This is a genomic window from Burkholderia sp. 4NA327C6, assembly GCF_005502655.1.
In the GTDB taxonomy this organism is placed as follows: Bacteria; Pseudomonadota; Gammaproteobacteria; order Burkholderiales; family Burkholderiaceae; genus Burkholderia; species Burkholderia contaminans.
Map to the genome: position 1 here is coordinate 24,607 of NZ_SCNZ01000002.1, position 26,984 is coordinate 51,590.

Below are 26,984 nucleotides of genomic sequence, written 5' to 3' on the forward strand. Positions count from 1 at the left end.
GTGCGTTACGGAAACACCACCGTCCGATCGCCGTTCAGGAACACGCGCCGCTCGATGAACGCCTTCACCGCGCGCGCGAGCGTCAGCGATTCGACATCGCGCCCCACCGCGAGCAGTTGCTCCGGGCGCAGCGCATGATCGACGCGTTCGACGACCTGCTCGATGATCGGGCCTTCGTCGAGATCGTCGGTGACGAAATGCGCAGTCGCGCCGATCAGCTTCACGCCGCGCGCATGCGCCTGGTGATACGGCTTCGCGCCCTTGAAGCCGGGCAGGAACGAATGGTGGATGTTGATCGCGCGGTTCGCGAGCTTCGCGCTCGTTTCCTGCGACAGCACCTGCATATAGCGCGCGAGGATCACGAGCTCGGCGCCGCTCGTCTCGAAGAAGTCGAGCCACTGCGCTTCCTGCTGCGCCTTCGTATCGGCCGTGATCGGGAAGTGGCGGAACGGCAGCCCGTGCTGCGCCGCGAGCGGCTCGAAGTCGGGATGGTTCGACACGATGCCGACGATATCCATCTTCAGTTCGCCCATCCGCCAGCGGAACAGCAGGTCCGCGAGGCAGTGCTCGAGCTTCGACACCATGATCAGCACCTTCGGCCGTGCGTTCACGTCATGGATCGCCCATTGCGTGTCGCTTTCACCGCCGCCGAGCACGGCCGCGATCGGCGCGAATTCCTGGCGCAGCGCATCGATCTGCAGCGTTTCATCCGTCGGATGAAAGACGCAGCGCACGAAGAAGCGGTTGCTGAGATCGTCGTCGAACACGTTCAGCGCATCGACATAGCAGCGATGGCGATCGAGAAAGCCGACGACGGCGGCGACCTGGCCGGCCGCGCTCGGGCACGACAGTGTCAGGACGAATTGATCGGGGCGGTGCTCGGCGGTCATGAGACTCCTCGGATGGCATGGGCGCACGGCCGTGCGGCGGCGCGCGAAGGCGCCGCGCCGCGCGGGTAGCGGGAGGCTCAAGTAAATCAGGACGATTTCGGGGCGGATAGAACCAACGCGCCGTGTGGCTGGTATCGGCGCGCCAGCGCGCAGGGGCGGGCAGGGCCCGTCAGGCGCTCGCGCAGGCGTCGAGCAGCCAGCGCCGGAACACGTGGGTCGCGTCCGGCTCGGGCCGCTGCGGCGGCCGCACCAGGAAGTAGCCGCGCGACGTGACGACCGGCGCGTCGACGGGCTTCACGAGCTGGCCGGCCGCGACGAGTTCGTCGACGAGCGGCGCCCAGCCGAGCGCGACGCCTTCGCCGAGCAGCGCGGCGTGGATCACGAGCGCGTAGCTGTTGAAGGTCACGCCGCGTGCGGCGGCCACCGTATCGAGGCCGTGCGCGTCGAACCAGCCGGACCACGACAGCCAGCGCTCGGGGCGCGTCGGCTGCACGTGCAGCAGCGGCAGGGCCAGCAGGTGCTCGGCCCGCGCGACGTGCGGGTGCGCGTCGCGGAACGCCGGCGAGCAGACGGGCGTGACCGATTCCGGAAAGAGCCGTGCGGCGGTGCACGAGGGCCAATGGCCGTCCCCGAACAGGATCGCGATGTCGCCATGGTCGCGCTGCGCGTCGTAATCCTGTGACGTGACGACGCGCACGTCGACATCCGGCATCACGCGCTTCAGCCCGGCCAGGCGCGGCATCAGCCAGTAGGTCGCGAAGCCGAAGTCGGTGACGATCGTGAGCGCACCGTGCTCGCGGCGCGCACGCAGGGTCGCGGTCGCGCCGCGCAGCGTGTCGAGGCTCAGCCGCACGGCTTCGTACAGGCACTCGCCGTCGGCCGTCAGCGTGACGCCGCGCGGGCTGCGCTCGAACAGCGGCACGCCCAGTTCGGCTTCGAGCTGGAACACCTGCTGGCTCACGGCCGGCTGGGTGGAGCCGAGCTCGCGCGCGGCGGCCGTGAAGCTCGCGAGCCGGGCGGCCGATTCGAACGCGCGCAGCGCCTGCATCGATGGTAACGGTTCGGATTTCGACATAAGTCTCTCTAATGGCCCCATAAGGGCCGAACGCCTACCCGCGCGAATTCGGGCGGGCGATAGTGCTGCGGACGGTGTGGCACCTGTGCTTCACGGCCTGCTTCACAGTCTGCTTCACGGCCGCCGCGCAACGTATTCCGCGATTCTAGCCAGCACGGCCCGCCCGTGCGGCACTTTCGTCGAGCCGCTTCCGTCATGCCGGACATCCCGCTGCACGAGCGGCGCACCGTTCCATTCGAACACCGTTTTCCCCACGACAGCCGATGACGAACCCGACACCCAACATCCTGATCCTGATGGCCGACCAGCTCACGCCGTTCGCGCTGCCGGCCTACGGCAATCGCGTCGCGCGCACGCCGACGCTGGACCGTCTCGCCGCGCAAGGCGTCGTATTCGACGCGGCGTACTGCGCGAGCCCGCTGTGCGCGCCGTCGCGTTTCTCGCTGCTGACGGGCAAGCTGCCGTCGGGGATCGGCGCCTACGATAACGCCGCCGAATTGCCGGCGCAAACGCTGACGTTCGCGCACTACCTGCGCGCGGGCGGCTACCGGACGATGCTGTCCGGCAAGATGCATTTCTGCGGTCCCGATCAGCTGCACGGCTTCGAGGAGCGCCTCACGACCGACATCTATCCGGCCGATTTCGGCTGGGTGCCCGACTGGGACAGCCCGACCGAGCGGCCGAGCTGGTATCACAACATGAGTTCGGTGCTGGAGGCCGGCCCGTGCGTGCGCACGAACCAGCTCGATTTCGACGACGAAGTCACGTTCGCGGCGAAGCAGAAGCTGTACGACGTCGCGCGCGAGCGCGCGGCCGGCCACGATGCGCGGCCGTTCTGCATGGTCGTGTCGCTGACCCATCCGCACGACCCGTACGCGATCACGCGCGAATACTGGGATCTGTACAGCGACGAAGAAATCGACATGCCGGCCGTGCGGCTCGACGCGGCCGAAAGCGATCCGCATTCGCAGCGGCTGCGCTTCGTCTGCGAGAACGACCGCACGCCGCCCACCGACGCGCAGATCCGCGCCGCGCGCCGCGCGTATTACGGCGCGACGTCCTACGTCGATGCGCAGTTCGGCAGCGTGCTGGCCGCGCTCGAGCAATGCGGGTTCGCCGACGATACGATCGTGATCGTCACGTCCGACCACGGCGACATGCTCGGCGAACGTGGGCTCTGGTACAAGATGACGTTCTTCGAAGGCGGCTGCCGCGTGCCGCTGATCGTCCATGCGCCGGGCCGCTTCGCTGCCGCGCGCGTGCGCGGGCCCGTGTCGCACGTCGACCTGCTGCCGACGCTCGTCGACCTGGCCGGCGCCGCGCCGGCCGGCGGCTGGCCCGACCCGGTCGACGGCGCGAGCCTCGTGCCGCACCTGCACGGCACGCCCGCGCACGACGTTGCGCTCGGCGAATACCTGGCGGAAGGCGCGGTTGCGCCGGTCGTGATGATCCGCAGCGGCGACTGGAAGTACGTGCATTGCCCGCTCGATCCCGACCAGCTGTACAACCTGTCGGACGACCCGCGCGAGCTGACGAACCTGGCCGGCACGCCGGAAGCGGCCGACGAGCTTGCCGCGTTCCGCGCGCAAGCCGCGCAGCGCTGGAACCTGCCGGAGCTGGACCGGCAGGTGCGCGCGAGCCAGCGGCGCCGGCGCTTCCATTACGCGGCCACGACGCAGGGCCGCATCCAGGCGTGGGACTGGCAGCCGTTCACCGACGCGAGCCAGCGCTACATGCGCAATCACATCGAGCTCGACACGCTCGAGGCAATGGCGCGGTTTCCGCGTGTCGGGCGCTGAGCGTACCGCATCGCGATCATTGAACAACGACGGAGGAAGCGAACCATGAAACGGCAACGCAATACAGCAATCCGAAGGATCGGCGTGGCGCTCGCCGCCGCCGCGTGCCTGATGACGACGCAGGCCGCGCACGCGGCCGATCCGCAGACGTGCAGCAACGTGAAGATGGCGGCACCCGGCTGGACCGACATCGACGCGACGAACGCGATGGCGGGCGTCGTGCTGAAGGCGCTCGGCTACCGGCAGGACGTGGCGAACCTGTCGGTGCCGATCACGTACCAGGGGCTCAAGAAAGGGCAGGTCGACGTCTTTCTCGGCAACTGGATGCCCGCGCAGGCGCCGCTCGTGAAGCCGTTCGTCGACGAGAAATCGATCGACGTGCTGCACGCGAACCTGAGCGGCGCGAAGTTCACGCTCGCCGTGCCCGATTACGTGGCCGCCGCTGGCGTGCATACGTTCGCCGATCTCGCGCGCTACGCGGATCGCTTCGGCGGCAAGATCTACGGGATCGAGCCGGGCGCGCCCGCGAACCAGAACATCAAGCGGATGCTGTCCGACCACGTGCTCGGGTCCGCGAACTGGTCGCTCGTCGAATCGAGCGAGACGGGCATGCTCACGCAGGTCGAGCGTGCGGTGCGCGACAAGCGCTGGATCGTTTTCCTCGCGTGGGAGCCGCATCTGATGAACACGAAGTTTCATCTGACGTATCTGTCGGGCGGCGATGCGTACTTCGGCCCGAACTACGGCGGCGCGACGGTCAACACGGTCACGCGTGCCGGGTTCGCCGGCCAGTGCGCGAACCTCGCGCGGCTGTTCCGGCAGATGACGTTCTCCGTCGACGTCGAGAACCGGATGATCGCCGACATGCTCGACCACAAGACCTCGCCCGCCCTCGCGGCGCAGCATGCGCTGAAGGCCGAGCCCGCGCTGGTCGCCGGCTGGCTCGACGGCGTGACGACGGCGGCCGGCGCACCGGGCCTGCCGGCCGTGCGCGCGGCCCTCGACGCTCGCTGATTCCCTCCTTCCGGGCGGCCGGTTTTTGCCGTGCCGCCTGTCTACGTGTTTTCCCGATCCGTCGCATCGTGACCATTTGGTGTCGCCTTCAGACGGGTGACCCGAAATATGGGTTTGTATTTTTCGCCAATGGCTCCGTTATTGCGGAAAACGAAATGCCGAAGCCAGCGGGGCGGTCTGAATTGGAATCCACCGGCGCATCGCGGCACGCGCCGGGACGAGATTCTATCCATCGAACGGTTCAGGGAGGGTGGTCGACAATGAAGCAAAAGAAAGTTGCCGTAGCCGCCGCGCTTGCATGCGCGGCCTGTATTCCCGCCATCGGGCATGCACAAAGCAGCGTGACGCTGTACGGGATTCTCGACGCGGGTATCACGTACGTGAACAACACGGGCGGTTCGCACGTGGTCAAGTTCGACGACGGCGTCGCCTACGGAAACCGCTTCGGCCTCAAGGGCACCGAAGACCTGGGCGGCGGCCTGAAGGCCGTGTTCACGCTCGAGAGCGGCTTCCACCTCGGCAACGGGCAACTCGGTTTCGGCGGCGCGGAATTCGGCCGCCAGGCGTATGTCGGCCTGCAGAACGACTGGGGCACGCTGTCGTTCGGCAACCAGCTCGACATCACGAACGAACTCGTGTCGATCTACAACATTTCGGCGTGGGGCAGCGGCTATGCGATCCACCAGGGCGACTTCGACCGCTTCAACGGCGACCGCCTGCCGAACTCGGTGAAGTTCCTGTCGAACGATCTCAGCGGCTTCAAGTTCGGCGCGATGTACTCGTTCGGCAACGTCGCGGGCAACTTCCACCGCAACAGCGCATGGAGCGCGGGCGCGAGCTTCACGAAGGGCGACTTCTCGATCGGCGCCGCGTACACGCGCCTGAACAACCCGAACGGCATCTACGCGTTCGACCCGTACGCGATGATCGGCACGCACACGTTCCTCGGCCAGCAGACCGTCACCGTCGATCCGGCGACCGGCGCACGCACCGACCTGTTTGCGAACACCGCGATGGACGTCGACAGCCAGGGTACGTTCGGCATCGGCACCAGCTACACGATCGGCAAGCTGACGCTCGACGCCAACTACTCTTACACGACGATCAAGGGCTTCGGCCAGTCGTCACACATGCAGGTGTACGAAGGCGGCGGCCTGTACCAGTTCACGCCGGCGCTGAGCCTCATCGCGGGCTACCAGCACACGCGCTTCGAAGGCCACCACTGGAACCAGGGTACGGCGGGCCTGCACTACCTGCTGTCGAAGCGCACCGACATCTACATCTCCGGCGATTACCTGCGCGCGTCGCAGGGCGTCGATGCGGTGGTCGGCTACAGCTTCACGCCGTCGACGACGCAGACGCAGGCCGACGTGCGGATCGGGATGCGGCATTCGTTCTGAGCGGGATGGGTGGGGCAGCGACGTCTTCAGCGAGCGGTCTCTCTTTGGCGCGAACCTCGGTTCGCGCTTTTTTTTGCCGGGCGTGAGCGGGCACGAAAGCCGACCGGCCCGCGCCGCCAGCCCGGCCACCGCCCGGGAAACAGCGCCCGGATGGTATTGACCATTGCCGTCTATAGGCGCTAGCATCGTCCGCATGCTTGATCTCGCCATTTCCCCCTCGTCGCTGGTCCGCGCATGTTGTCAGCCCATGCCAGGGGGAAGTTGCGTCTAGCGAATTCGCTGAACATTCAAGCAATCGCCTTCCGGCCGCCTGTGATGCAAGACAGGCGGCCTTTTTGTTTTTGGGCCCACACCTTCGGGACGGAGAAATTCGATGCCGCTTGCGCTGTATGACACCTGGTCGCGTACCGTGCGCCCCTTCACGCCTGTCCGGGCCGGGCAGGTCGGCATGTATTGCTGCGGCCCGACGGTGTACGACGATGCCCACATCGGCAACCTGAGAACCTACGTGTTCGAGGATCTCCTGCGCCGTGTACTGGCGCGCAACGGCTACGCGGTCCGGCACGTCGTCAACATCACCGACGTCGGCCACCTGACGTCGGATGCCGACGAAGGCGAAGACAAGATGGAGAAGGGGAGCCGTCGGACCGGCGAATCGGCATGGGCCATCGCCCGGCGCTACACCGAGGCGTTCGTCCGCGACTGGCGCGCGCTCAACCTGCTCGAGCCGACGGTGTGGTGCCGCGCCACTGATCACATCGCCGAACAGATCGCGTTCATCGATACGCTCGACCGCGGCGGCTACGTCTACCGGACGGACGACGGCCTCTACTTCGACACCAGTCGGCAGGACGACTACGGTTATCTCGCGCGGCTGGACCGCGCGGGGTTGCAGGCGGGCAAGCGGGTGGCGCTGGGCGGGAAGCGGAGCATCACGGATTTTGCGTTGTGGAAGTTCAGCCCGGCCGACGTCAAGCGGCAAATGGAATGGGACAGCCCGTGGGGGCGCGGCTTTCCGGGCTGGCATATCGAATGCTCGGCGATGTCGGCGAAGTATCTCGGGACATTGTTCGATATCCATTGCGGCGGCGAGGATCACATCGCCGTGCATCACAGCAACGAGATCGCGCAGACGCGGGCGGCCCACGGCACGCAACTCGCGAATTACTGGATGCACGGGCACTTCCTGACGTTTGACGACGATACGAAGATGTCGAAGTCGAGCGGCGATTTCGTTCGCCTGCAGACCTTGCAGAGCCGGGGTGTCGATCCGCTCGCGTACCGCTACCTGTGCCTGACGGCCCACTATCGAAGCAAGCTGCATTTCACGTGGGCGTCGCTCGACGCGGCACACACCGCGCTGAATCGGCTGCGGCACCTTTATGCCGGCTGGCCGGACGGCGGGCGCGCCGATGCGGACTTCGTCGCGCGATTCGATGCCGAAGTGAACGAGGACCTGAATCTGCCGAGGGCGCTCGCGGTGCTGTGGGATCTGGTCAGGAGCAACCTGCCGCCTGCCACCCTGAAAGCGACCGTCGACAGCTTCGATGACGTGCTCGGCCTTGGCTTGCGCGAATGGCGGCCGGTTGCGTTCGACGTTCCGGAACATGTCCACGTGTTGCTCGGTGAGCGTGAGCGCGCGAGGGCGGACAAGGACTGGGCACAAGCCGACCGGATCCGGGAAGCGTTGAGCGCCGAGGGCTGGAGAGTCGAGGACACGCCGGAAGGGCAACGTCTGTTCGGCATGGTGATGGGTTCGAGCGATACAGGCGGCGCGCCGCAGTAAAGCGCGCGGGCCGCCTGCATCGGAAGATCCTGTCGTCAGGCATCCACCCGGCGGCCGCGATCCGCGTGGCCGCCGGAATCGTCGGCACCCACGTCTACGGCCCGTTTTCCGCGGTTGGCATATCATCGCGCTTTGGCCGCGTCGGCACCGTTGTCGCGCACGCGTGGGCGTGCGCAGTCGTTTCTCGAACGGTACCGACGCACAGCGCCGACCACCAAGACCTCGATGACCGACTCCGTGCCCGACCCTAGTCCTTTATCCCCGCTACCCGCCAACCTGTTCCGCCATGTCCCGTTCCAGCGCTTCTGGGGCACGCGCGTCATGTCTTCCCTGGCTTTCCAGATTCTGTCGGTTGCCATCGGCTGGTACGTCTACGCGCTCACGCACAGTGCATTCGCGCTCGGTCTCGTCGGACTCGCGCAGTTCGTGCCGATGTTCGCGCTGACGCTCGTCGTCGGGCAGGTGGCCGACCGCTACGATCGCCGGCGCATCGCGACGATCTGCCAGGGCGTCGAGGCGCTGGCCGCCGGCGTGTTCCTGCTCGGTGCCGCGCAAGGGTGGCTGGCGGCACCGGCCGTGTATGCACTGGCTGCGATCGTCGGCACGGCCCGCGCGTTCGAATCGCCGTCGGTGTCGTCGCTGCTGCCGGCCGTCGTGCCGCGCACCGACCTGCCGCGCGCGACCGCGCTCTCGACGTCCGCGAACCAGGCCGCGCAGATCCTCGGGCCCGCGTTCGGCGGGCTGCTGTATGGCGTCGGCGCGCCCGCGGCATTCGGCACGAGCGTCGTTGCATTCGCGATCGCGGCGGTGCTGAGCGGCACGATTCCGCTGCGCAGTGCGCCGCCCGCGCGCGAGCCGGTCACGCTGCGCTCGGTGTTTTCGGGCATCGCATTCATCCGGCGCGAGCCGGCGATTCTCGGTGCGCTGTCGCTCGACCTGTTCGCGGTGCTGTTCGGCGGCGCGACCGCGCTGCTGCCGATCTACGCGCGCGACATCCTGCAGGTCGGCCCGTGGGGGCTCGGTGCGCTGCGCGCGGCGCCTGCCGTCGGCGCGCTCGCGGGTACGCTGTGGCTCACGCGTTTCCCGTTGAAGGGGCGGCCGGGCCGCGCGATGTTCGGCGGTGTGATCGCGTTCGGCATCGCGACGATCGTGTTCGGCTTGTCGCGACACTTCGCGCTGTCGCTCGTGGCGCTGGCCGCGCTCGGCGCGTCGGACGTAGTCAGCGTCGTCGTGCGGCTGTCGCTCGTGCAACTGCGCACGCCCGACGACATGCTCGGGCGCGTGAGCGCGGTCAATTCGCTGTTCATCGGTACGTCGAACCAGCTCGGCGAATTCGAGTCGGGCGTGACGGCCGCGTGGTGGGGTGCGCCGGCGGCGATCGTCGTGGGGGGTACCGCGACGATTCTGGTCGCGCTCACGTGGATGCGGCTTTTTCCCCAGCTCACGAACATGAAGTCGCTCGAACGCGACGCGTGACGTGTGGCACGTGATGTGCCGTGCGTCACGCGCAGGGTTGCGCCGCAGCCATCAGAAGATCCGGTGCCCGAGCCACCATCCGCCGGCCGCGAACAGCGCAGCCGCAGGCAGCGTCAGCACCCATGCCCACACGATGTTGCCGGCCACACCCCAGCGCACGGCCGACAGCTTCTGCGTTGCACCGACACCGACGATCGCGCCGGTGATCGTGTGCGTGGTCGACACCGGAATGCCGAGGAACGATGCGAGGAACAGCGTCATCGCGCCACCGGTTTCCGCACAGAAACCGCCGACCGGCTTGAGCTTCGTGATCTTCTGGCCCATCGTTCGCACGATACGCCAGCCGCCGAACAGCGTGCCGAGGCCCATCGACAGGTAGCACGCGCCGATCACCCACGCCGGCGGTGCATCGGCGGTTGCCGACGCATAGCCCGACGCGATCAGCAGCATCCAGATGATGCCGATCGTCTTCTGCGCGTCGTTGCCGCCGTGCCCGAGGCTGTACAGCCCCGCCGACAGCAGCTGCAGCCGCCGGAAGCGCCGGTCGACCTTGCTGGGCGCGGTGCGGAAGTACAGCCACGACACGCCGAGCATGAACAGCGAGCCGAGGATGAAGCCGAGCAGCGGTGAGATGAAGATGAACGCGATGGTCTTCAGCAGCCCGTCGATGTTCAGCGAGCTCCAGCCCGACTTGGCGAGCGCGGCGCCGACGAGGCCGCCGATCAGCGCGTGCGACGAGCTCGACGGGATCCCGTAGTACCACGTGATCACGTTCCAGCCGATCGCACCGACCAGCGCGCCGAACACGACGTAGTGGTCGACGATCCCGGGATCGATCGTGCCTTTGCCGACGGTCTGCGCGACCTTCAGGTGGAAGATGAAATACGCGATGACGTTGAACGCCGCCGCGAACACGACGGCTTGCCGGGGCTTCAGCACCCCGGTCGACACGACGGTGGCGATCGAGTTCGCCGCGTCGTGAAAGCCGTTCATGAAGTCGAATACGAGCGCGACGAGCACCAGCGTCGCGACCATCCACAGGGCGAGTTGTATCGAATGCATCTTGTTGATTCGCTCAGGCGTTTTCCAGCACGATGCCTTCGACGATGTTCGCGACATCCTCGAATTTGTCGGTAATGCGTTCGAGCAGGTCGTAGACGCCCTTCAGCTTGATGAGCGTCTTCACGTCGATGTCGTCGCGAAAGAGCTTCGAGATCGCCGATCGCAGCACGCGGTCGGCGCGGGTCTCGAGCGTGTCGATTTCTTCGCAGGCCTTGAGGATCTGCGCCGACTCCGTCATGTCGGACAGCAGGTTGACCGCGATCTGCGCCTGCAGCGCCGACTGCACGACGATGTCCGCGAGCTCGCTGGCCTCGTCGGTGACCGATTTCAGGTCGTAGACCACGACGGTGGTCGCGACGTCCTCCATCAGGTCGAGGATGTCGTCCATCGTCGTGACCAGCTTGTGGATCTCGTCTCGATCGAGCGGCGTGATGAACGTCTTGTGCAGCAGGTCGATGGCATCGTGCGCGAGCTTGTCGCCGGTGCGTTCGGTGGTCTGGACGTTGGCCATGGCCAGCTCGGCATCGTCGAGATTGTCGAGGAGCATCTGAACCTCGCACGCGGCGAGGACGATGTGCTGCGCATGCGTGTCGAAGAGGTCGAAAAAGCGGTTTTCGACGGGGAGGAAGCGTCCAAGCATGGATTCTCCGGAGAAAAGGTGGGCGGGACGACGCGGATCAGGCCGCGCACGGGCGGCACAGCGCGCGGTTGCCGAATGCGACGTGCCGGCCTTCGGCGAGTGCCCGCAAGTCCAGCGGCCGCTGGTTGACGATCGTGCTGGCGTGCGCGGCCGACAGGTCGGGATTGACGAAGTACATCAGCGACTTGCGCGGGGCGCGCGTGCGCGGGCGTTCGACCGCGTGCTGCATCGCCGGTACTTCGCCGTCGGTGAGCGCCTCGAGCAGCGAGCCGGCCAGCACGATCATTTCGTCGGAACGCGGCAGCGCGGAAATCGGCGACGAGTCGGGCAGCAGGACAAGGCCGGGTGCCGTCGGCCGGATGAACGACAGCAGGTGGCCGTCCTCGTGCGGATCCTGCAGGTACGCGCGGTCGTGGCTGCCGTGATGCTGCTCGTACGCGCAGAACTGCAGGTAGGAGCTGTGCCGGACCGGCGGCTGCGGCGTACCGCCGAGGTTCTCGCAGACCGCATCGAGCAGGTCCTGCGCGATTGCGTGGATGCATGCTTCGTACGCGGCCATCTCGCGGTAGAACGCGGATCTGGCCAGCGCAAAACCGAGATGCGCATCGCGCCGCGCGACCCAGTAGCAGAACCGGTCGCACAGATCCGGCCGCTCCGGCGCATGCGAGTATTCGAGCCCGAACGGCAGGAAGCCGTCGGTGTGCTCGGGAAACGAGAATGCGTGCTTTTGCTTGCGATCCAGCGCGTCATAGGCGGCCGCGAGCCGGTCGAAATGCGCGAGCAGCGCGTACGGCATCTTGAAGTAGACGTAGCTGTCGCGGATCAGGCGGCTGGCGTGGAGTTTCATACGGTTTTGCATGGTGTTCTCCCGGTACATCGGACATGGCGTGGCGCCGAAAGGCGGGCAGTGCCGTGTTGCCGGCGCATGAGAAGGCGGGGCGTGGTGTGCGCGACCCGGTCGGCGTCAGCGCGGCGCGCGCGAAGAAGCTGCGGCAGATCGACGTAAACGACGGGTGAGGTGGCGACGCGGGAGCGCGTCCTGGTGGTTGTCGTGTGCGAACCGGTGCTGCCGGTTCGGCTGAGCGGAGAGGTCGAGTCGTGTCATGGGTGCTCCAGGCGCCGGACTGCACACGGCGGGAGCGTCATGACGTCAACGACGGACGAGCGCTTCCCGCCGCGCCGCGTCGGGCGCGATCGGCTGATAAGAGGCTGCGAGTCGGGTATTCGCCGGCATGGCGTGCGAACGCGAGCCGGCGCAGCTTAATCGGCTAGGGTCGTCGTCCATTTCGAACTCCTGTCTATTTGCGCAACGCGTACGTGTACCTGGGCTGTGCATGCGCGTGCATGCAGCCGGACACACGCACGCGACGCGGATCACGTACGGACGCCGCCCGGGTGTCGAGCGGCAACTGAATGGTCGAGTACGGGAATTTCGGATCGACGGCATGCCGATCCTGAAAGACACCGCATCCTGCTATCCCGGGATGCGGCAGAAGACAAGGCTCTGCGAAGCTTCCTCAGGCGGCAGTCAGGTTGGTGCAGGACCAACTACAACTCGCATCGGTAGGCACAGAAGCCTCCATGAATGAAAACGAGTGCGATGGTAAGAGGGAACCGCGCGGCGCGTCAATCGAAAACTTCGCACGTGTTTCGGGCGCGTTCGCCGGCAGGTCGACCGGGTGCGATCGGGTGCTGCCGGTGATGCGCAAGAACAATGTCGGGACGGCGGGCGGAGCCCGGCCGGAAGGCCCGGCTGAACGCGTCAACGCGGTTGGCCGGTGCCGGGTGTCATGCCGGTTCGACGATGACGGCCGTGCCGTAGCAAATCACTTCGGTCACGCCTGAGCCGATCTCGGTCGAGTCGTAGCGCATCGCGACGATCGCATTCGCGCCGAGCTTGCGGGCATCGGCGAGCATCTTGTCGAACGCATGCTGGCGTGCCTTTTCGCACAGCGACGTATAGAGCGTGATGTTGCCGCCGAAGATCGTCTGCAGCGACGCGCCGAACGAGCCGACGATCGAGCGCGAGCGCACGATGATGCCTTGCACGACGCCGAGCGAGCGGACGGTCGTGTGGCCGGGCAGGTCGAAAGCCGTCGTGACGCGAGCGGGCGACAGGTCGTCGGGGGAGCGGGTGGTATCGATCATGGCAGGCGAGGGTAGCGGAGTGGTCGAGCCACGATTTTATCCGGACGCGCACACGAAGCCGGCAGCGAGACTTTTGCCATATCGCGATGCCGCCGGTTGCCCGACACGGAGGCGTCATTCGTTAACGAATGTGTCCGCAAACGCCGGTTGCAGAAATTTCCGCGGCGATGAGCCTGCGCCGCTGCCCGATCCTGGACGCGCTCGTTCGACCGAAGTCGGGAAGGATGCACTTGCCGCCGCCTCCTTCCCGACCACACGCCGTCAGGGCTTCGCGGCCGCGCTGCCGTTCCCGCCGAGATCGACCGCGTAGGCCAGCGCCAGCTTGCCGAACTTCAGCGCATGATTCGCCTGCCGATCCGAATTCTCCAGCGTGTCGTTCACGGTATGGATATACGGACTGTCGTTCTGGTCGGCCTCGAACGGGAACGACGCCGGATACCCTTGCGCATTCCACGACGCGTGATCCGAGCACGCATACCCGCACTGCGACGTGCCGATCGCGAGTTCCGGCAGGTAAGTCTTCGCCAGATTCGTCAGGTAGGTGTTCTGCGACGCGTTCGTGTAGTCGGTGATCAGGTAGATATCCTTCGGATCGCCCTTGTAGTTCGTCATGTCGAGCTGCAGCACGCCGACCACGTTCGCATTCTGCGCGCGGAACTGCTTCGCGATCGCTTTCGAGCCGAGCAGGCCGGCCTCCTCGGCTGCGTACCCGACGAACTTGATCGTCCGCTTCGGTTTGTAGTTGTTCGCCAGCAGCACGCGCAGCGCTTCGGTGAGGCTGGCGATGCCCGACGCATCGTCGTCCGCGCCGGGCGAGCGCGTGTTCTCCGTCGTGCGGCCGACCGTCGAATCGAGGTGGCCGCCCAGCACGATGGTGCCCGCGGCCGGATCGCTGCCGCGAATCGTCAGGATCACGGATTTCTGCGGAAAGCCGGTGTGCGCGAACTGTTCGACGGTGATATCGGCGCGCGAACCCGCCAGCTGCTTCCACTGCAATGCAAGCCAGTCCGACGCGGCGACGCCGTGCGACGTCGTGTAGTAGCGGTTCGTGAAGCCGGACAGCGACGTGATCGTGCCGACGATGTTGCTGGCCTGGAGTTGCTGGATCCACGTGCCGATCTGCGGCGCGTTCGATACCTTGTACGCGGATGCGGCGGCCTGTTTCGCGAGCGTCGGCGACAACGGCTGCAGTGCCTGGCGCGCGTCGTCGAACGAATCGTGCACGACGTAGCCGGGCCCGTGGCCGCGCGTATGATGGACGGCGTGGGCCAGCTCGCCGAGCCGTGAATCGTCGATTTCGACCACGTGAACGGTTTCGCGGCGCACGGCGCCGTCGGTCGTCTTGCCCGCGTCGAGGGTCGTGCTGTACTGCGCGGTGGCGCCGGCGTCGATGCGTTGCAACTGGCGGAACGCCGCGTCGCCGAGTGTGATCCACACCGGCGTCGCATGCGCGGCGGCGGTCAACAGCATGCCGCCGAGCGCGGCGCCCAGGCGGGTCAGTTTCAGAGTAGGCATGTTCGATCTCGTGAGGATGGCGATGTCGAGGAAGAGGGCGTGCCGCAGGTCGTGCGTCGCGCCCCCGCCTGCTGCGGAATTACGACTTCTTCGGTACGGTCACGCCGTACGTGCAACTCTGGTTGTACGCATTTCCGATCGCGGTGAGCTGCGCGTTGCTGTAGCCGAGCGCGGACGCCGCCGTCAGCACGGCCTGCGCGGCGGCCTTCTGGTTGGTCGAGCTGTTGGTCATCGACAACCCTTTCAGGAACGCCTTGTCCATCGCCTGCGCGCCGATCGCGTCACGCGCAACGAGGTTGCACGATGCCCAGTACTGGCCGGCCGTATGGATCTCCGCGCCGCGCGCCTGCGCATAGGTGCGCCCGACGTTCCAGTTGGTCACGCGGCCGCCCCAGAACTCGTTGTGGCCGTCCCAGTTGTAGACCCAGTGGTATTGCGCATCCGACGGGCTCCACTGGTTGAAGTCGCGGCTGTACGCGGCGGCGAGATAGTCGCCGGTACCTTCAGACAAGCCCTCCTGCTGCGACAGGCCGCCGTTCGTCACCCAGTCGTGGATGCCGTGGCCGAGCTCGTGGATCACGACGTCCGCATCCTCGGCATCGTCGACGCCGCCTTGCCCGAAGGTCAGCCGGCCGCTGCTCGACGAGTACGACGAATTGTCGTCGCCCGATTCGCCGTGCGGGTCGTACTGCACGCCGCCGGTGTACTGGTACGGCAGCGCCTTGATGCCGAGCGTCTGGTTCACGTAACGCAGGAACGTGTCGATGTGGTAGTACGCGTTCACGGCCTCGAAATACAGGTTGCCGCGCGTGAACTCGAACGCGGGCGTCGACTGCACGGGGCAGGCCTTGTCGAGCGGCGCATCGAAATCGACGCATGCGGCATACGGGCCCGTCAGCGAGTAGCGTCCACCCGACTGCGCAAGATCCTTCAGCGTCACGCGCACGCGCGCGGCAGTGAGCTGCGACGAATCGGCGTCGTTGTTGTCCTTGAATCCCGTGCTGCCATAGCTGCTCCTGGTCGGCGACAGCGGGTCGGGCCGGAACACGAAGCCCGTGCCGTCGGTCGCGTAGAACGCTTTGTCCTCGGCCCGCAGCACTTCGCCGCTGCCCGAGTCGATCAGCAGTTCCCAGTCGCCTTTCGGGCCGTCGTTCGGGCGGCCGCGCACTTTCCACACGGTATGCGTGCCGGTTTTGTCGACGAACGCGACGAGCTGCGCATCCAGGTTCGTGAAGCCGCTCACGCCGAGATACGCGCGGGCGCGGTCGAGCGCCTGCTGCTGGTCGACGGCCTGCGACTTGCGGGACGTCGCGACCACGCCGTTGATCGTGTTGCTCGCGACGTACAGGATGCGGCCGTCCTTCCCGACCGTCACCGCGATATCGCTGCCGTAGACGGGCAATCCGGCCGCCTGTTGCTGCAGGCGCACGACAGTGAAGTCGGCATCCGCGCGCTCCGACGTGACGACGAGGCTCGCGAGCGCGGTCGCGTCGAGCCCGAGCTGCGTGGCTTGCGACGCGACGAAGTCGCGCGCGGTGGCGGCGGGCGTCGTGGCGGTTTTCTTCGCGCGATACGCGGGGTTGTACAGCGTGACGGCGACCCCGTCCGCGCGGAACTGCCCGGCGGCGGTATCGGCCTTGGCGGCCGGCGGCGCGACGCCGCGCGTCAGGCTTTCGCGCAGGCTCGTTGCTTGCGGGTTCGACACTTTCGTATCGGCCGCGGTGCCGCCGACGATGCCGAAACCGAGCGCGAGACCCAGGGCGAGCGGCAGTGCTTTGCGTGATGTCTGCATACGTGATCCTCATCTCAACGGTTGGACACGCCCGCGCGTTCGTGGCGCGCAGGCACGACACGGCCCGCGCGCCGGTTCGATGGAACCGGTGCGGCGTAGCGGTGTTGGGAGCGTCGACTGACTAAGGAACCCTAAATGTCAGGTCGAAAAGAAACAGGCGGGCGAAGAGCGGGGGGAGCGGAAGAAGAAGCGAACGGCAGGAAGGTGCGGCGACGGCGAAGCGAGCATCGTCATGTCATACCCCTCGGATCGGATCGATATCGGTTGATGGCCCGCGTGGCGCGACGCACGCCGAGCGGCGGCATGCGTGTCGTTAGGCTGCCTATCTAACTTTTTTTGGTATGTTACAGAATATTTTCAACGACATTCCAATTTATTTTCGACGACCGCTTCGGTTCGTCGATCAATCGCCGGCATTGTTCATCGCGCGGCGGGAAACGCTGCCGGAACGTGCAATACCGCGCTGGATTGTGCCTAAAGCCGGCGACGATCAGCGGGTTGCACGCCGGTCGTTGCGCGGGCTCAACCCGAATCGCGTGCGATACGTGCGCGAGAAATGCGACGGCGATTCGAACCCGCACGCGACACAAACCGATGTGATGCTCATGTCGGTCTGCTGCAGCAGTTCACGCGCGCGATCGAGGCGCAGGTTCAGGTAGAAATGCGTCGGCGTGTCGTTCAGCGTCGCGCTGAACAACCGCTCGAGCTGGCGGCGCGTAATCGACACCTCCTGCGCGAGCGCGTCGGAGCCGAGCGGGTTTTCCATGTGCCGCTGCATCGTGCCGATCACCTGGATCAGCTTGCGGTTGTGCACGCCGTAGCGCGCGGCGATCTCGAGCCGCTGGCTGTCGGAGCGCTGCCGGATCCGGCTGACGACGAACTGCTCGGAGATCGCCGCCGCGAGATCGGCGCCGTGCCGGCGGCCGATCAGGTCGAGCATCATGTCGATCGACGCGGTGCCGCCCGCGCACGTGATGCGCCGGTCGTCGATCTCGAACAACTCCTGTGTCGCGTTCAGGCCGGGGTAGCGTTCGCGGAACGCGGCCAGCGCTTCCCAGTGCAGCGTGAGCGGCTGCGACGTGTCGAACAGCCCGGCTTCCGCGAGCACGAAGCTGCCGGTATCGATGCCGCCGAGCGTTGCACCATGACGGTGCTGGCGGCGCAGCCAGTCGCCGATCGCACGCGTGTAGCACACGAGCGGATCGAAGCCCGCGACGACGAACACCGTATCGACCTTGTCGACCTCCGCGCACGCGGCTTCGGCGGCAACCGGAATGCCGTTGCTCGCGGCGACGGGCGCGCCGTCGGCGCTGATCACGTGCCAGCGATAGAGCTCGGTGCGAAAGCGGTTCGCGACGCGCAGCGGTTCGACCGCGGACATGAAGCCGAGTGCGGAGAAGCCGGGCAGCAGCAGGAAATGGAAATCCTCGGGCATCGGAGCAGGGGATGGAATCCGGTGATCGTCTCGCATTGCACGGTGCGGCGAGCGGACGGGCAGGTGCCGCGGCCGGCTCGCGCGCGCCGAACGGTCAGCGGGAGATTATCGTGGTTTTTGCGCGGGCTCAGCGCGTTTTTGCGTCGCGTACCGACCGGCGCGCGGTGGTCGACGGCAATTCGCCGAACTGCGCCTTGTACGCGTTCGCGAAATGCCCGAGATGAATGAAACCCCAGCGCGCGGCTGCGTCGCTGATCGGCAGGTCGGCCTGCCGCGTATCGAGCAGCATCCGCCGCACTTGCGACAGGCGCAGCGAGCGCACGTAGTTCAACGGGCTGGTCTGCACGACCGACTGGAAGCTGTTCTGCATCGTGCGCCGGCTCACGCGCAATTGCGTGCACAGGCTCAGCACGTCGACCGGTGCTTCGGGATGGTCGATCACGTAGTCGTGCACGCGGCGCACGATGTCGGCGCGGCACGCGTGCGTGAGACGGTTCGACGCCTCGGGCATCCGGTAAGTGAGGAGATCGACGAGCACGTTGCCGATCTCGCCGCGCAGTTCGCGTTGCGCGCGTGCATCGAGGTACGTATCGGGTGCCGACAGCACACGCTCGATTTGCGTGGCCACCTGCACGCTCGCGCGCATCAGCACGGCGGTGGGCATGTCGACGACACCGCGCCGCAACGCGGCTTCGTCGAGGTGGACACCGGCCGCATCCTCGACCTGCTGCATCAGTTCGCGATCGGCGACGACACCGATCAGCGACATGTCGTCGGGCGAATGCAGCTCGAACGGCGCACCGCCGCGCGCCATCACCATCGTGCCGCGCTCGATGCGCGCGCCGCCGAATGCGAACGCGCCCGAGCCGGTGAGCGGCATGCCGAACACCGTGTGGTCGTGCGGCAGTCTTCCGCGCTGGATGATGCGAACGTTGGCGGCTTCCTGGAACAACTGCACGCCGTCCAGCACCGCATGCTTGACCGCGCTGCGATACACGCCGGAGCCGATCTGGTCGTAGCGCTGGTTCCAGCCGCGCAGCGCTTCGGCATGCCGGTCCGCGTTGTCGAACCTCTCGTGAAACACGAACACAGCGCCTCCAGGTGCGTCGATCAGGACCGCGCAAGATTAAACCGACCGGGTGGTCGGCGCAATAAGGGGGAGCGCTATTCCGCACGCATTCGTCAGAGGGTCGGAAGCCTCCGGCCGGCGCGGCTTTCAGGCGGTTTTCCAATATCCCGAATCGGCATGCACGCGGTGCCGGTCCGGGTGCTGACCGGATTTATTGTCGAACTACAGTCGCCCCACATCACGTGATTCCCCAACTGGAGGCGACATGAGGACAAGGCGACGAACTGCGGTGCTCGCGGCGACGCTGGCGTTCGCGGCGGCGTGGGCCGGCGGCGCGAATGCGACGGAAAAGCCGGAGGAACTGGTCGTGCAGAAGATGCCGCCGTGGCATCCGCACGAGGTCTACATCGTCGACATCTCGATGCCGTCGATGACCGACGGACGCATCTACGTGTACGACGCCGACGCGAAGAAGCTGCTCGGCCAGATCGACGGCGGCTTCGGCCCCGGCTTCGCGATTTCGCCCGACCACAGGACGAGCTTCGTCGCGACGACCTACTTCTCGCGCGGCTCGCACGGCACGCGTACCGACGTGGTCGAGATGACCGACAACACGACGCTCGATCATGCGGGCGAGATCGTGATTCCGGCAAAACATGCGCAGCACGTGCCGTCGCCGTACAACACCGCGTTCAGCGCGGACGGCAAGCGGCTGTACGTCGCGAACATCACGCCGGCCGCGTCGGTGACGGTGATCGACGCCGTGTCGAAGAAGGTGCTGTCGGAGATCGATACGGCGGCCTGCGTGCTCGCGTATCCGTCGGGCAACGACCGCTTCACCGCGTTGTGCGAAAGCGGCAAGGCGCTGACCGTCACGCTCGATGCGAACGGCAAGGAAGCGAAGCGCACGATGTCGGACGCGTTCATCGACGTCGACAAGGATCCGGCGTTCGTGAATGCGTCGCGCTACCAGGGCGAGTACCTGTTCACGACCTACGGCGGCAATGTGCGCAGCGCGGATTTCAGCGGCGACAAGCCCGCATTCGGCAAGCCGTGGCCGCTGTTGACGGATGCCGAGCGCGCCGAGGGCTGGCACCCGGGCGGCATGCAGCAAACGGCCGTGCAGGCTACGCAGAACCGCTACTACGTGCTGATGCACAAGGGCGGCGACGGCTCGCACAAGGATCCCGGCACGCAGGTGTGGGTATTCGACCTGAAGTCGAAGCAGCGTGTCGCGCGCTGGGATCTCGCGCAGCAGAAGGTCGATTCGCTCGTGTCGATCCAGGTCAGCGAGGACGACAAACCGCTGTTCTACGGGTTGACGGCGACGTCCGACCTCGTCGTGATGGATGCACGCACCGGCAAGCTGCAGAACGTCGAGAAGCAGATCGGCAACACGTCGTCGCTGCTCGTCAACCCGTGAGGCCGCGATGACACTCGATCCCGTACTTGCCACCAGCGCGCAGGCCGGCGCGGCCGTCGTCGTGCTGCTTGGCGCGTTCGCGAAGATGCGCCGGCCCGCCGCGTTCAGCCAGGCGCTCGCAGGCTACCGGCTGCTGCCCGACGCGCTGACCGCGCCCGTCGCGTTCGCGATTCCGCTCGCGGAAGCGATCGGCGCCGCGGCGCTACTGTTTCCCGATACGCGCACGGCCGGCGCGATCGGCCTGGTCGCGTTGCTCGTGGCCTTCGCCGCCGCGATTGCGATCAATCTCCTGCGCGGCCACACCGACATCGACTGCGGCTGTTCCGGCTTCGCGGCGGCGCGCGCCGATGCGCCACGCGGCATCGGCTGGCTGCACGTCGGACGCGCGCTGCTGCTCGCCGCGCTGGCCGCGACCGCGCTCGTCGAGCCGGGCGCACGCGCGGTCGTGTGGTTCGACTACCTGACGCTGTTCTTCTCCGTGCTGCTGATCGTCTGCGCGCTGCTCACCGTCGACGTGCTGCTCGCCAACGGTCCGCGCCTTTCCCACCTGAGGAATTCATGATGCAAACCGCTCTCACCGTTTCCACTGCCCTGCTGTGGGTGGCCGTCCTCGCGCTCGGCGCGATCTGTCTCGCGCTGGTGCGCCAGATCGGCATCCTGTACGAACGCATCATGCCGGCCGGCGCGTTGATGATCGACAAGGGGCCGGCGGTCGGCGCGATCGCGCCGACATTCGAACTGACCGACATTCGCGGCTCGCAGGTGAAGGTCGGCGGCTTCGACGCGTCGGGCAAGGCGACGCTGCTGTTCTTCCTGTCGCCCACGTGCCCCGTCTGCAAGAAGTTGCTGCCGCTGCTGCCGTCGCTGCAGGCGAGCGAAGCGACGCCGGTGAACATCGTGCTGGCGAGCGACGGCGATGCCGACGAACACGCGCGCTTCGCGCACAAGCACGATCTCGGGCGCTTCCCGTACGTGCTGTCGCAGGAGCTCGGCCTTGCGTACCAGATCGGCAAGCTGCCATATGCGGTGCTGCTCGACGAAACCGGCACGGTGCGCGCGAAGGGCCTCGTCAACACGCGCGAGCATCTCGAGAGCCTGTTCGAGGCGAAGGAGCGCGGCGTCGCGTCGCTGCAGCAGTTCGTGCACGGCGATCACGGCCACGACCACGACGCGCACGCGCAGCACGCAATACCGGCCGACCCTCTTTCAATTTCAAGGGAGCACAACGACATGGGCCTGTTTGATTCATGGTTCGAGCGGTCGGCGCGCGGCGTCGCGCAGCACAGTTCGCGGCGCAGCGCGATGGCGAAGCTCGGCAAGGTGCTGGTGGGATCGGCGATGCTGCCGCTGCTGCCCGTCGATCGCACCGCGTATGCGGCCGATGCGGCATCGGGCGCGTCAGCCGCTTCCGGCGGCGCCGCATCGGGAGCCAGCGACGACCCGATGAGCTGCGACTACTGGAAATACTGCGCGATCGACGGCTGGCTGTGCAGTTGCTGCGGCGGCACGTCGAGCAGTTGCCCGCCGGGCACGACGCCTTCGCCGATCACGTGGATCGGCACCTGCCGCAATCCGCACGACGGTTCGGACTACATCGTGTCGTACAACGATTGCTGCGGCAAGACGTCGTGTGGCAAGTGCTTCTGCAACCGCAACGAGCGCGAGAAGCCGCTGTACAAGCTGTCGCTGAACAACGACATCAACTGGTGCATGGCCAACGGAAATTCGAACTATCACTGTTCGGTTTCGGTTCTGCTGGGAGCCGCAAAACAATGAAAGGGAAGCAAGCGGGAAAGCGCGTCGTCGCGAGCATGACGGCCGTGGCGGCCTTCACGCTGGCTGGGGCCGCCGGCGCACAGGAAGCCGTGCATTACCCGGCCGGCAAGAGCCTGTTCGATGCGCAATGCGCAGTGTGCCACCAGGCGGGCGGAAAGGGGCAGGACGGCCTTGCGCCGCCGCTCACCGAGTTTCCGGGCAAGTACGCGACCGCCGAGCCTGGGCGCGCGCAACTGGTCGCGACGCTGCTGCATGGGATGTTCGGCGAGATCACGGTACGCGACAAGCATTACAACTTCAAGATGCCGTCGTTCGCGAGCGCGAGCGACGACGATATCGCGCACGTGCTCAACTACGTCGTGTTCGATCTCAACGCGCAGCATGGTGACGCGAAGCCGTTCACGGCGGCCGATATCCGCGCGGCGCGCGCGAAGGCGATGGACGGCACGGCCGTTCATGCTCAGCGCGAAGTCGTCGTCAAGGGGCTCGGCCTGTGAAGCGCGCCTGGGCGACCGGTGTTGGCGACGCCGCGCTGCGCCCGCAGGGCACGGTGTCGTCGTGGCGCGGCGGCCTGTCGCGTCGCGTGGCGTCGTTGATGCTGATCGGGGCGGTCGGTGGTTTGACCGCGGCACCCGTGCATGCCGAAGGCGCCGCCGACGCGGCGCTCGCGCGGCAGCACTGGGTGCTCAACTGCATGGGCTGCCACACGGCGACGGGCGATGGTATCCCCGGCAAGGTGCCGCCGCTCGCCAACTCGCTCGGCTATTTCACGCATCTGCCGGCCGGGCGCGAGTACGTGATGCGCGTGCCCGGCGCGTCGAACTCGGCGCTGTCGGACCAGGATCTGGCCGACGTGCTCAACTGGGTACTCACGACCATGAACCGCGATGCACTGCCGCGCGACTTCAAGCCTTATACGGCCGCCGAAGTCGCCGCGCACCGCCGTCCCGCCTTATCCGACGTCGCGACCGTGCGCGCCGGCCTCGTGCGCGCATTGCAGGCACGGGGGATCGACGGCGTCACCGATCGCTACTGACCGACCCATTCAGGAAACCGAGGAATCAAGAAGATGGAGACGAACGAACATTTCCCGCTGCTCGACGCCACGCGCGCGTTTCTCGCGAAGCCGAAACAGATGCTGATCGGCGCCGAGTGGTGCGATGCGGCGTCGGGCCGCCGGCTCGACGTCGTGAACCCGGCCGACGGCAGCGTGCTCGCGCATGTGCCCGAAGCGGACGAGCACGACGTGCAGCAGGCCATCGCCGCCGCACGGCGCGCATTCGACGCGGGGCCGTGGCGCTCCGCGAAGACCACCGACCGCGAGCGCCTGCTGCTGGCGCTGGCCGACCTGATCGACGCGAATGCGCGCGAACTGGCCGAGATCGAGTCGCTCGACAATGGCAAGCCGGTGACGGTGGCGCAGGGGCTCGATGTCGCGATGGCCGCGCAGTGCTTCCGCTACATGGCCGGCTGGGCGACGAAGATCGAAGGCAGCGTGATCGACGCGAGCATGCCGTACATGCCGGACAGTGAAATCTTCACCTATACGCGCAAGGAACCCGTCGGCGTGGTCGGCGCGATCATTCCGTGGAATTTCCCGCTGCTGATGGCCGCGTGGAAGCTCGCCCCGGCACTGGCCACGGGCTGCACCGTCGTGTTGAAACCCGCGGAAGACACGCCGCTCAGCGCGTTGCGGCTTGGCGAGCTGATCCAGGCGGCCGGCTTTCCCGACGGCGTCGTCAACATCGTTACCGGTTACGGTCACACGGCCGGCGCCGCGCTGTCGCGCGATCCGCGCATCGACAAGATCGCGTTCACGGGCTCGACGCAGACGGGCAAGACGATCGGCCACGCGGCGCTCGACAACATGACGCGGATGTCGCTCGAACTGGGCGGCAAGTCGCCGGTGATCGTGTTGCCCGACGTCGATCCCGACAAGGCCGCACTCGGCGTGGCGAACGCGATCTTCTTCAACCAGGGGCAGGTATGCACGGCCGGGTCGCGCGCGTACATCCATGCGAAGGTGTTCGACGACGTGATCGAGCGCGTCGCGAAGATCGCCGCGAGCCTGAAGATCGGCCCGGGGATGGACCCGTCGACGCAGATCGGCCCGCTCGTCTCGGCGAAGCAGCGCCAGCGCGTGTGCGGCTATATCGACTCGGGCTTCGGCGAGGGCGCCCGCGCCGCCGTGGGCGGCCGTGCGATCGACGGCCCCGGCTTCTTCGTCGAACCCACCGTGCTGGTCGACACGACGCAGGCGATGCGCGTCGTGCGCGAGGAGATCTTCGGGCCGGTGCTCGTCGCGATGCCGTTCGACGACGTCGATACGGCCGTGCAACTCGCCAACGACACGCCCTACGGCCTCGGCGCGAGCATCTGGTCGAACGATCTTTCCGCGATCCACAAGCTGATCCCGCGCATCGCGGCCGGCACGGTGTGGGTCAACTGCCACTCGCTGCTCGACAACGCGATGCCCTTCGGCGGAATGAAGCAGTCGGGTTTCGGTCGCGAACTCGGCCGTGCCGTGATCGACCAGTACACGGAAAGCAAGTCGGTGATGATGAACTACGCATGAGCGCAGCGGTGCGCGCGTGCGCTTCGTCGAGCTGCCGGCCGCGCCGACGGTGCTGGCGCACGTGTTCGCGCGGGTTATCGGGGAATAAAAAAAACGCCAACCCGAACGGGTTGGCGTTTCGCTGGCGATGACCGGTATCAGAACTGGTTCATCGTGTTGTCCTTGCCTGCCGCCTTCAGCGCTGCTTCGCCGCTGAAGTATTCCTTGTGATCGTCACCGATGTCCGAGCCGGACATGTTCTGGTGCTTCACGCAGGCGATACCCTGGCGGATTTCCTTGCGCTGCACGCCGGCCACGTAGCCCAGCATGCCCTGGTCGCCGAAGTATTCCTTGGCCAGGTTGTCGGTCGACAGCGCGGCGGTGTGGTACGTCGGAAGCGTGATCAGGTGATGGAAGATGCCTGCTTCACGCGATGCGTCGGCCTGGAACGTACGGATCTTCTCGTCGGCCAGCTTGGCCAGTTCCGTCTCGTCGTATTCCACGCTCATCAGCTGCGCACGGTCGTAGGCCGACACGTCCTTGCCCTCGGCCTTCATCGCGTCGTACGCCTGCTGACGGAAGTTCAGCGTCCAGTTGAACGACGGGCTGTTGTTGTACACCAGCTTCGCGTTCGGGATGACCTTGCGGATTTCGCTGACCATGCCGCCGATCTGGGCGATATGCGGCTTTTCGGTTTCGATCCACAGCAGGTCGGCGCCGTTTTGCAGCGACGTGATGCAGTCGAGCACGCAGCGCGCTTCGCCCGTGCCGGCGCGGAACTGGAACAGGTTGCTCGGCAGGCGCTTCGGACGCAGCAGCTTGCCGTCGCGCTTGATGACGACGTCACCGTTGCCCAGCTGGTCGGCCGACAGTTCTTCGCAGTCGAGGAAAGAATTGTACTGGTCGCCCAGGTCGCCCGGCGTGTTGGTCACGGCGATCTGCTTGGTCAGGCCGGCGCCCAGCGAGTCGGTACGGGCGACGATGATGCCGTCGTCCACGCCCAGTTCCAGGAACGCGTAGCGGATCGCGCGGATCTTCGCGAGGAAGTCCTCGTGCGGCACCGTGACCTTGCCGTCCTGGTGGCCGCACTGCTTCTCGTCGGACACCTGGTTTTCGATCTGGATGCAGCATGCGCCTGCTTCGATGAACTGCTTGGCCAGCAGGTACGTGGCTTCCGCGTTGCCGAAACCGGCGTCGATGTCGGCAATGATCGGCACGACGTGCGTGACGTGGTTGTCGATCTTGTCCTGGATTGCGGCCTTCGCGGTGGCGTCCTTGGCGGCGTCGAGCTCGCGGAACAGGCCGCCGAGCTCACGGGCGTCGGCCTGGCGCAGGAACGTGTACAGCTCGCGGATCAGCGCGCTGACCGAGGTCTTTTCGTGCATCGACTGGTCCGGCAGCGGGCCGAACTCGGAGCGCAGCGCAGCGACCATCCAGCCGGACAGGTAGAGGTAGCGGCGTTCGGTGCTGTTGAAGTGCTTCTTGATGGAGATCATCTTCTGCTGGCCGATGAAGCCGTGCCAGCAACCCAGCGACTGCGTGTACTTGGCCGGGTCGGCGTCGTAGGCGGCCATGTCGGCGCGCATGATCTTCGCGGTGTACTTGGCGATGTCCAGGCCCGTCTTGAACTTGTTCTGGGCACGCATGCGGGCGGCGTACTCGGGGCTGATCGCATTCCATGCGCTGCCGTGGTTTTCTTTCAAACCGGCAACTGCCTTGATGTCGTCTTGATACTGGGCCATGTCAATCTCCTGGGAGCAAAGCGCGTTTGAGTAACGGGTTGAGCGTGTCCGCTACGTCTGTCGAAGCGGGCTGCATGGGATAAATAGTAACGCCGCCCGTCGAGCTTTTGGTGATGTCTTATATAAGACATAAGACATTATTTTTTGTTGATTTTCAACGAGTTACGCGGCGATTTTTGCAATGCAAAACAAGTTTTCAAGCGACGAAAAGGTGTCGGCGCGGGAGTTCGGCGCGAATTTCGCGATACGAAACGCGCTTTCGGCTGCTGGAGATCAGGCCAGCTTCACACGCGCCCGTGACACCCGTTCGTCGGGGCGGGGCGCGTGGGGTTGAACCGAAGCCGCGTCGGCTGTTGCTTTCGGTTAGATCCGGATATGAGCTTTGAAC

At 66.3% G+C, this 26,984-nt stretch carries 22 protein-coding genes and 1 pseudogene; 12 read left to right on the forward strand and 11 right to left on the reverse strand.

From position 1 onward, the window contains the following. Nucleotides 1-5 precede the first annotated feature (5 nt). Both purU and FFS49_RS01940 read right to left on the reverse strand, forming a co-directional pair. On the reverse strand, nucleotides 6-890 hold the full coding sequence (gene purU / locus FFS49_RS01935; RefSeq protein WP_137909755.1) for a formyltetrahydrofolate deformylase: 885 nt from the start codon (nucleotides 888-890) through the stop codon (nucleotides 6-8). Between the two features lie 169 nt (nucleotides 891-1,059). Next, on the reverse strand, nucleotides 1,060-1,965 hold the full coding sequence (locus FFS49_RS01940) for a LysR family transcriptional regulator (protein WP_137909756.1): 906 nt from the start codon (nucleotides 1,963-1,965) through the stop codon (nucleotides 1,060-1,062). A gap of 263 nt (nucleotides 1,966-2,228) precedes the next feature. On the opposite strand from FFS49_RS01940, the gene betC reads away from it, so the two are divergent. The 5 genes from betC to FFS49_RS01970 all read left to right on the forward strand — a co-directional run bounded on the left by betC (nucleotide 2,229) and on the right by FFS49_RS01970 (nucleotide 9,440). Then, the gene (gene betC / locus FFS49_RS01950) at nucleotides 2,229-3,764 is read left to right on the forward strand and encodes a choline-sulfatase (protein WP_137909757.1); all 1,536 of its coding nucleotides are present in this window, start codon (nucleotides 2,229-2,231) and stop codon (nucleotides 3,762-3,764) included. 45 nt (nucleotides 3,765-3,809) lie between these two features. Continuing rightward, nucleotides 3,810-4,778 (forward strand): choline ABC transporter substrate-binding protein, encoded by a 969-nt coding sequence (choX, locus tag FFS49_RS01955; protein WP_137909758.1) that lies wholly within the window; start codon nucleotides 3,810-3,812, stop codon nucleotides 4,776-4,778. A 260-nt stretch (nucleotides 4,779-5,038) separates the two neighbouring features. Further along, nucleotides 5,039-6,178 carry a porin gene (locus FFS49_RS01960; protein WP_039369609.1) on the forward strand — a complete coding sequence of 380 codons (1,140 nt, stop codon included), beginning with the start codon at nucleotides 5,039-5,041 and terminating at the stop codon, nucleotides 6,176-6,178. 373 nt (nucleotides 6,179-6,551) lie between these two features. Next, on the forward strand, nucleotides 6,552-7,964 hold the full coding sequence (gene cysS / locus FFS49_RS01965; RefSeq protein WP_137909759.1) for a cysteine--tRNA ligase: 1,413 nt from the start codon (nucleotides 6,552-6,554) through the stop codon (nucleotides 7,962-7,964). A 225-nt stretch (nucleotides 7,965-8,189) separates the two neighbouring features. Next, nucleotides 8,190-9,440, forward strand: coding sequence for an MFS transporter (locus FFS49_RS01970; RefSeq protein ID WP_071333565.1), 1,251 nt, complete (start codon nucleotides 8,190-8,192; stop codon nucleotides 9,438-9,440). Between the two features lie 51 nt (nucleotides 9,441-9,491). Here FFS49_RS01970 and FFS49_RS01975 read toward each other — a convergent pair whose 3' ends face one another. The 8 genes from FFS49_RS01975 to FFS49_RS02015 form a co-directional block, all read right to left on the reverse strand. Further along, nucleotides 9,492-10,502 (reverse strand): inorganic phosphate transporter, encoded by a 1,011-nt coding sequence (locus FFS49_RS01975; protein WP_047849533.1) that lies wholly within the window; start codon nucleotides 10,500-10,502, stop codon nucleotides 9,492-9,494. A 13-nt stretch (nucleotides 10,503-10,515) separates the two neighbouring features. After that, complete coding sequence (locus FFS49_RS01980; RefSeq protein ID WP_039356642.1) at nucleotides 10,516-11,142, reverse strand: DUF47 family protein; 627 nt, start codon at nucleotides 11,140-11,142, stop codon at nucleotides 10,516-10,518. Between the two features lie 37 nt (nucleotides 11,143-11,179). After that, a complete protein-coding gene (locus FFS49_RS01985; protein WP_171026711.1) occupies nucleotides 11,180-11,989 on the reverse strand; it encodes a 2OG-Fe(II) oxygenase family protein in 810 nt (269 codons plus the stop codon). Between the two features lie 941 nt (nucleotides 11,990-12,930). Continuing rightward, complete coding sequence (locus FFS49_RS01995) at nucleotides 12,931-13,290, reverse strand: YbjQ family protein (RefSeq protein ID WP_039356636.1); 360 nt, start codon at nucleotides 13,288-13,290, stop codon at nucleotides 12,931-12,933. A gap of 261 nt (nucleotides 13,291-13,551) precedes the next feature. Further along, nucleotides 13,552-14,805 (reverse strand): M20/M25/M40 family metallo-hydrolase, encoded by a 1,254-nt coding sequence (locus FFS49_RS02000; RefSeq protein ID WP_137909762.1) that lies wholly within the window; start codon nucleotides 14,803-14,805, stop codon nucleotides 13,552-13,554. 79 nt (nucleotides 14,806-14,884) lie between these two features. Further along, the gene (locus tag FFS49_RS02005; protein ID WP_137909763.1) at nucleotides 14,885-16,597 is read right to left on the reverse strand and encodes a M36 family metallopeptidase; all 1,713 of its coding nucleotides are present in this window, start codon (nucleotides 16,595-16,597) and stop codon (nucleotides 14,885-14,887) included. A 490-nt stretch (nucleotides 16,598-17,087) separates the two neighbouring features. Continuing rightward, complete coding sequence (locus tag FFS49_RS02010; protein WP_039356628.1) at nucleotides 17,088-18,032, reverse strand: GlxA family transcriptional regulator; 945 nt, start codon at nucleotides 18,030-18,032, stop codon at nucleotides 17,088-17,090. A gap of 127 nt (nucleotides 18,033-18,159) precedes the next feature. Then, complete coding sequence (locus FFS49_RS02015) at nucleotides 18,160-19,122, reverse strand: helix-turn-helix domain-containing protein (RefSeq protein ID WP_137909764.1); 963 nt, start codon at nucleotides 19,120-19,122, stop codon at nucleotides 18,160-18,162. Nucleotides 19,123-19,366: 244 nt separating this feature from the next. On the opposite strand from FFS49_RS02015, the gene FFS49_RS02020 reads away from it, so the two are divergent. From FFS49_RS02020 to FFS49_RS02050, 7 genes and pseudogenes are all read left to right on the forward strand, one after another. Next, complete coding sequence (locus FFS49_RS02020; RefSeq protein WP_137909765.1) at nucleotides 19,367-20,524, forward strand: amine dehydrogenase large subunit; 1,158 nt, start codon at nucleotides 19,367-19,369, stop codon at nucleotides 20,522-20,524. Between the two features lie 7 nt (nucleotides 20,525-20,531). Next, on the forward strand, nucleotides 20,532-21,086 hold the full coding sequence (locus FFS49_RS02025) for a MauE/DoxX family redox-associated membrane protein (RefSeq protein WP_137909766.1): 555 nt from the start codon (nucleotides 20,532-20,534) through the stop codon (nucleotides 21,084-21,086). Next, nucleotides 21,083-21,712, forward strand: a pseudogene (gene mauD / locus FFS49_RS02030) (methylamine dehydrogenase accessory protein MauD); the annotation flags it as partial. The gene FFS49_RS02025 and the pseudogene mauD, both read left to right, overlap by 4 nt. Nucleotides 21,713-21,754: 42 nt before the next feature. Then, the gene (locus FFS49_RS02035) at nucleotides 21,755-22,300 is read left to right on the forward strand and encodes a methylamine dehydrogenase light chain (RefSeq protein ID WP_011354212.1); all 546 of its coding nucleotides are present in this window, start codon (nucleotides 21,755-21,757) and stop codon (nucleotides 22,298-22,300) included. After that, a complete protein-coding gene (locus FFS49_RS02040; RefSeq protein WP_137909767.1) occupies nucleotides 22,297-22,797 on the forward strand; it encodes a cytochrome c in 501 nt (166 codons plus the stop codon). Before FFS49_RS02035 ends, FFS49_RS02040 begins: the two co-directional genes overlap by 4 nt. A gap of 98 nt (nucleotides 22,798-22,895) precedes the next feature. Beyond that, nucleotides 22,896-23,336 (forward strand): cytochrome c, encoded by a 441-nt coding sequence (locus tag FFS49_RS02045; RefSeq protein WP_224755766.1) that lies wholly within the window; start codon nucleotides 22,896-22,898, stop codon nucleotides 23,334-23,336. Between the two features lie 33 nt (nucleotides 23,337-23,369). Next, nucleotides 23,370-24,875, forward strand: a complete 1,506-nt coding sequence (locus tag FFS49_RS02050; RefSeq protein ID WP_137909768.1) for an aldehyde dehydrogenase family protein — start codon at nucleotides 23,370-23,372, stop codon at nucleotides 24,873-24,875. Nucleotides 24,876-25,012: 137 nt separating this feature from the next. On the opposite strand, the gene FFS49_RS02055 is transcribed toward FFS49_RS02050, so the two are convergent. Then, nucleotides 25,013-26,596: an isocitrate lyase gene (locus FFS49_RS02055; protein WP_039356605.1), complete on the reverse strand. Its 1,584-nt coding sequence runs from the start codon at nucleotides 26,594-26,596 to the stop codon at nucleotides 25,013-25,015. Between the last annotated feature and the right edge of the window lie 388 nt (nucleotides 26,597-26,984).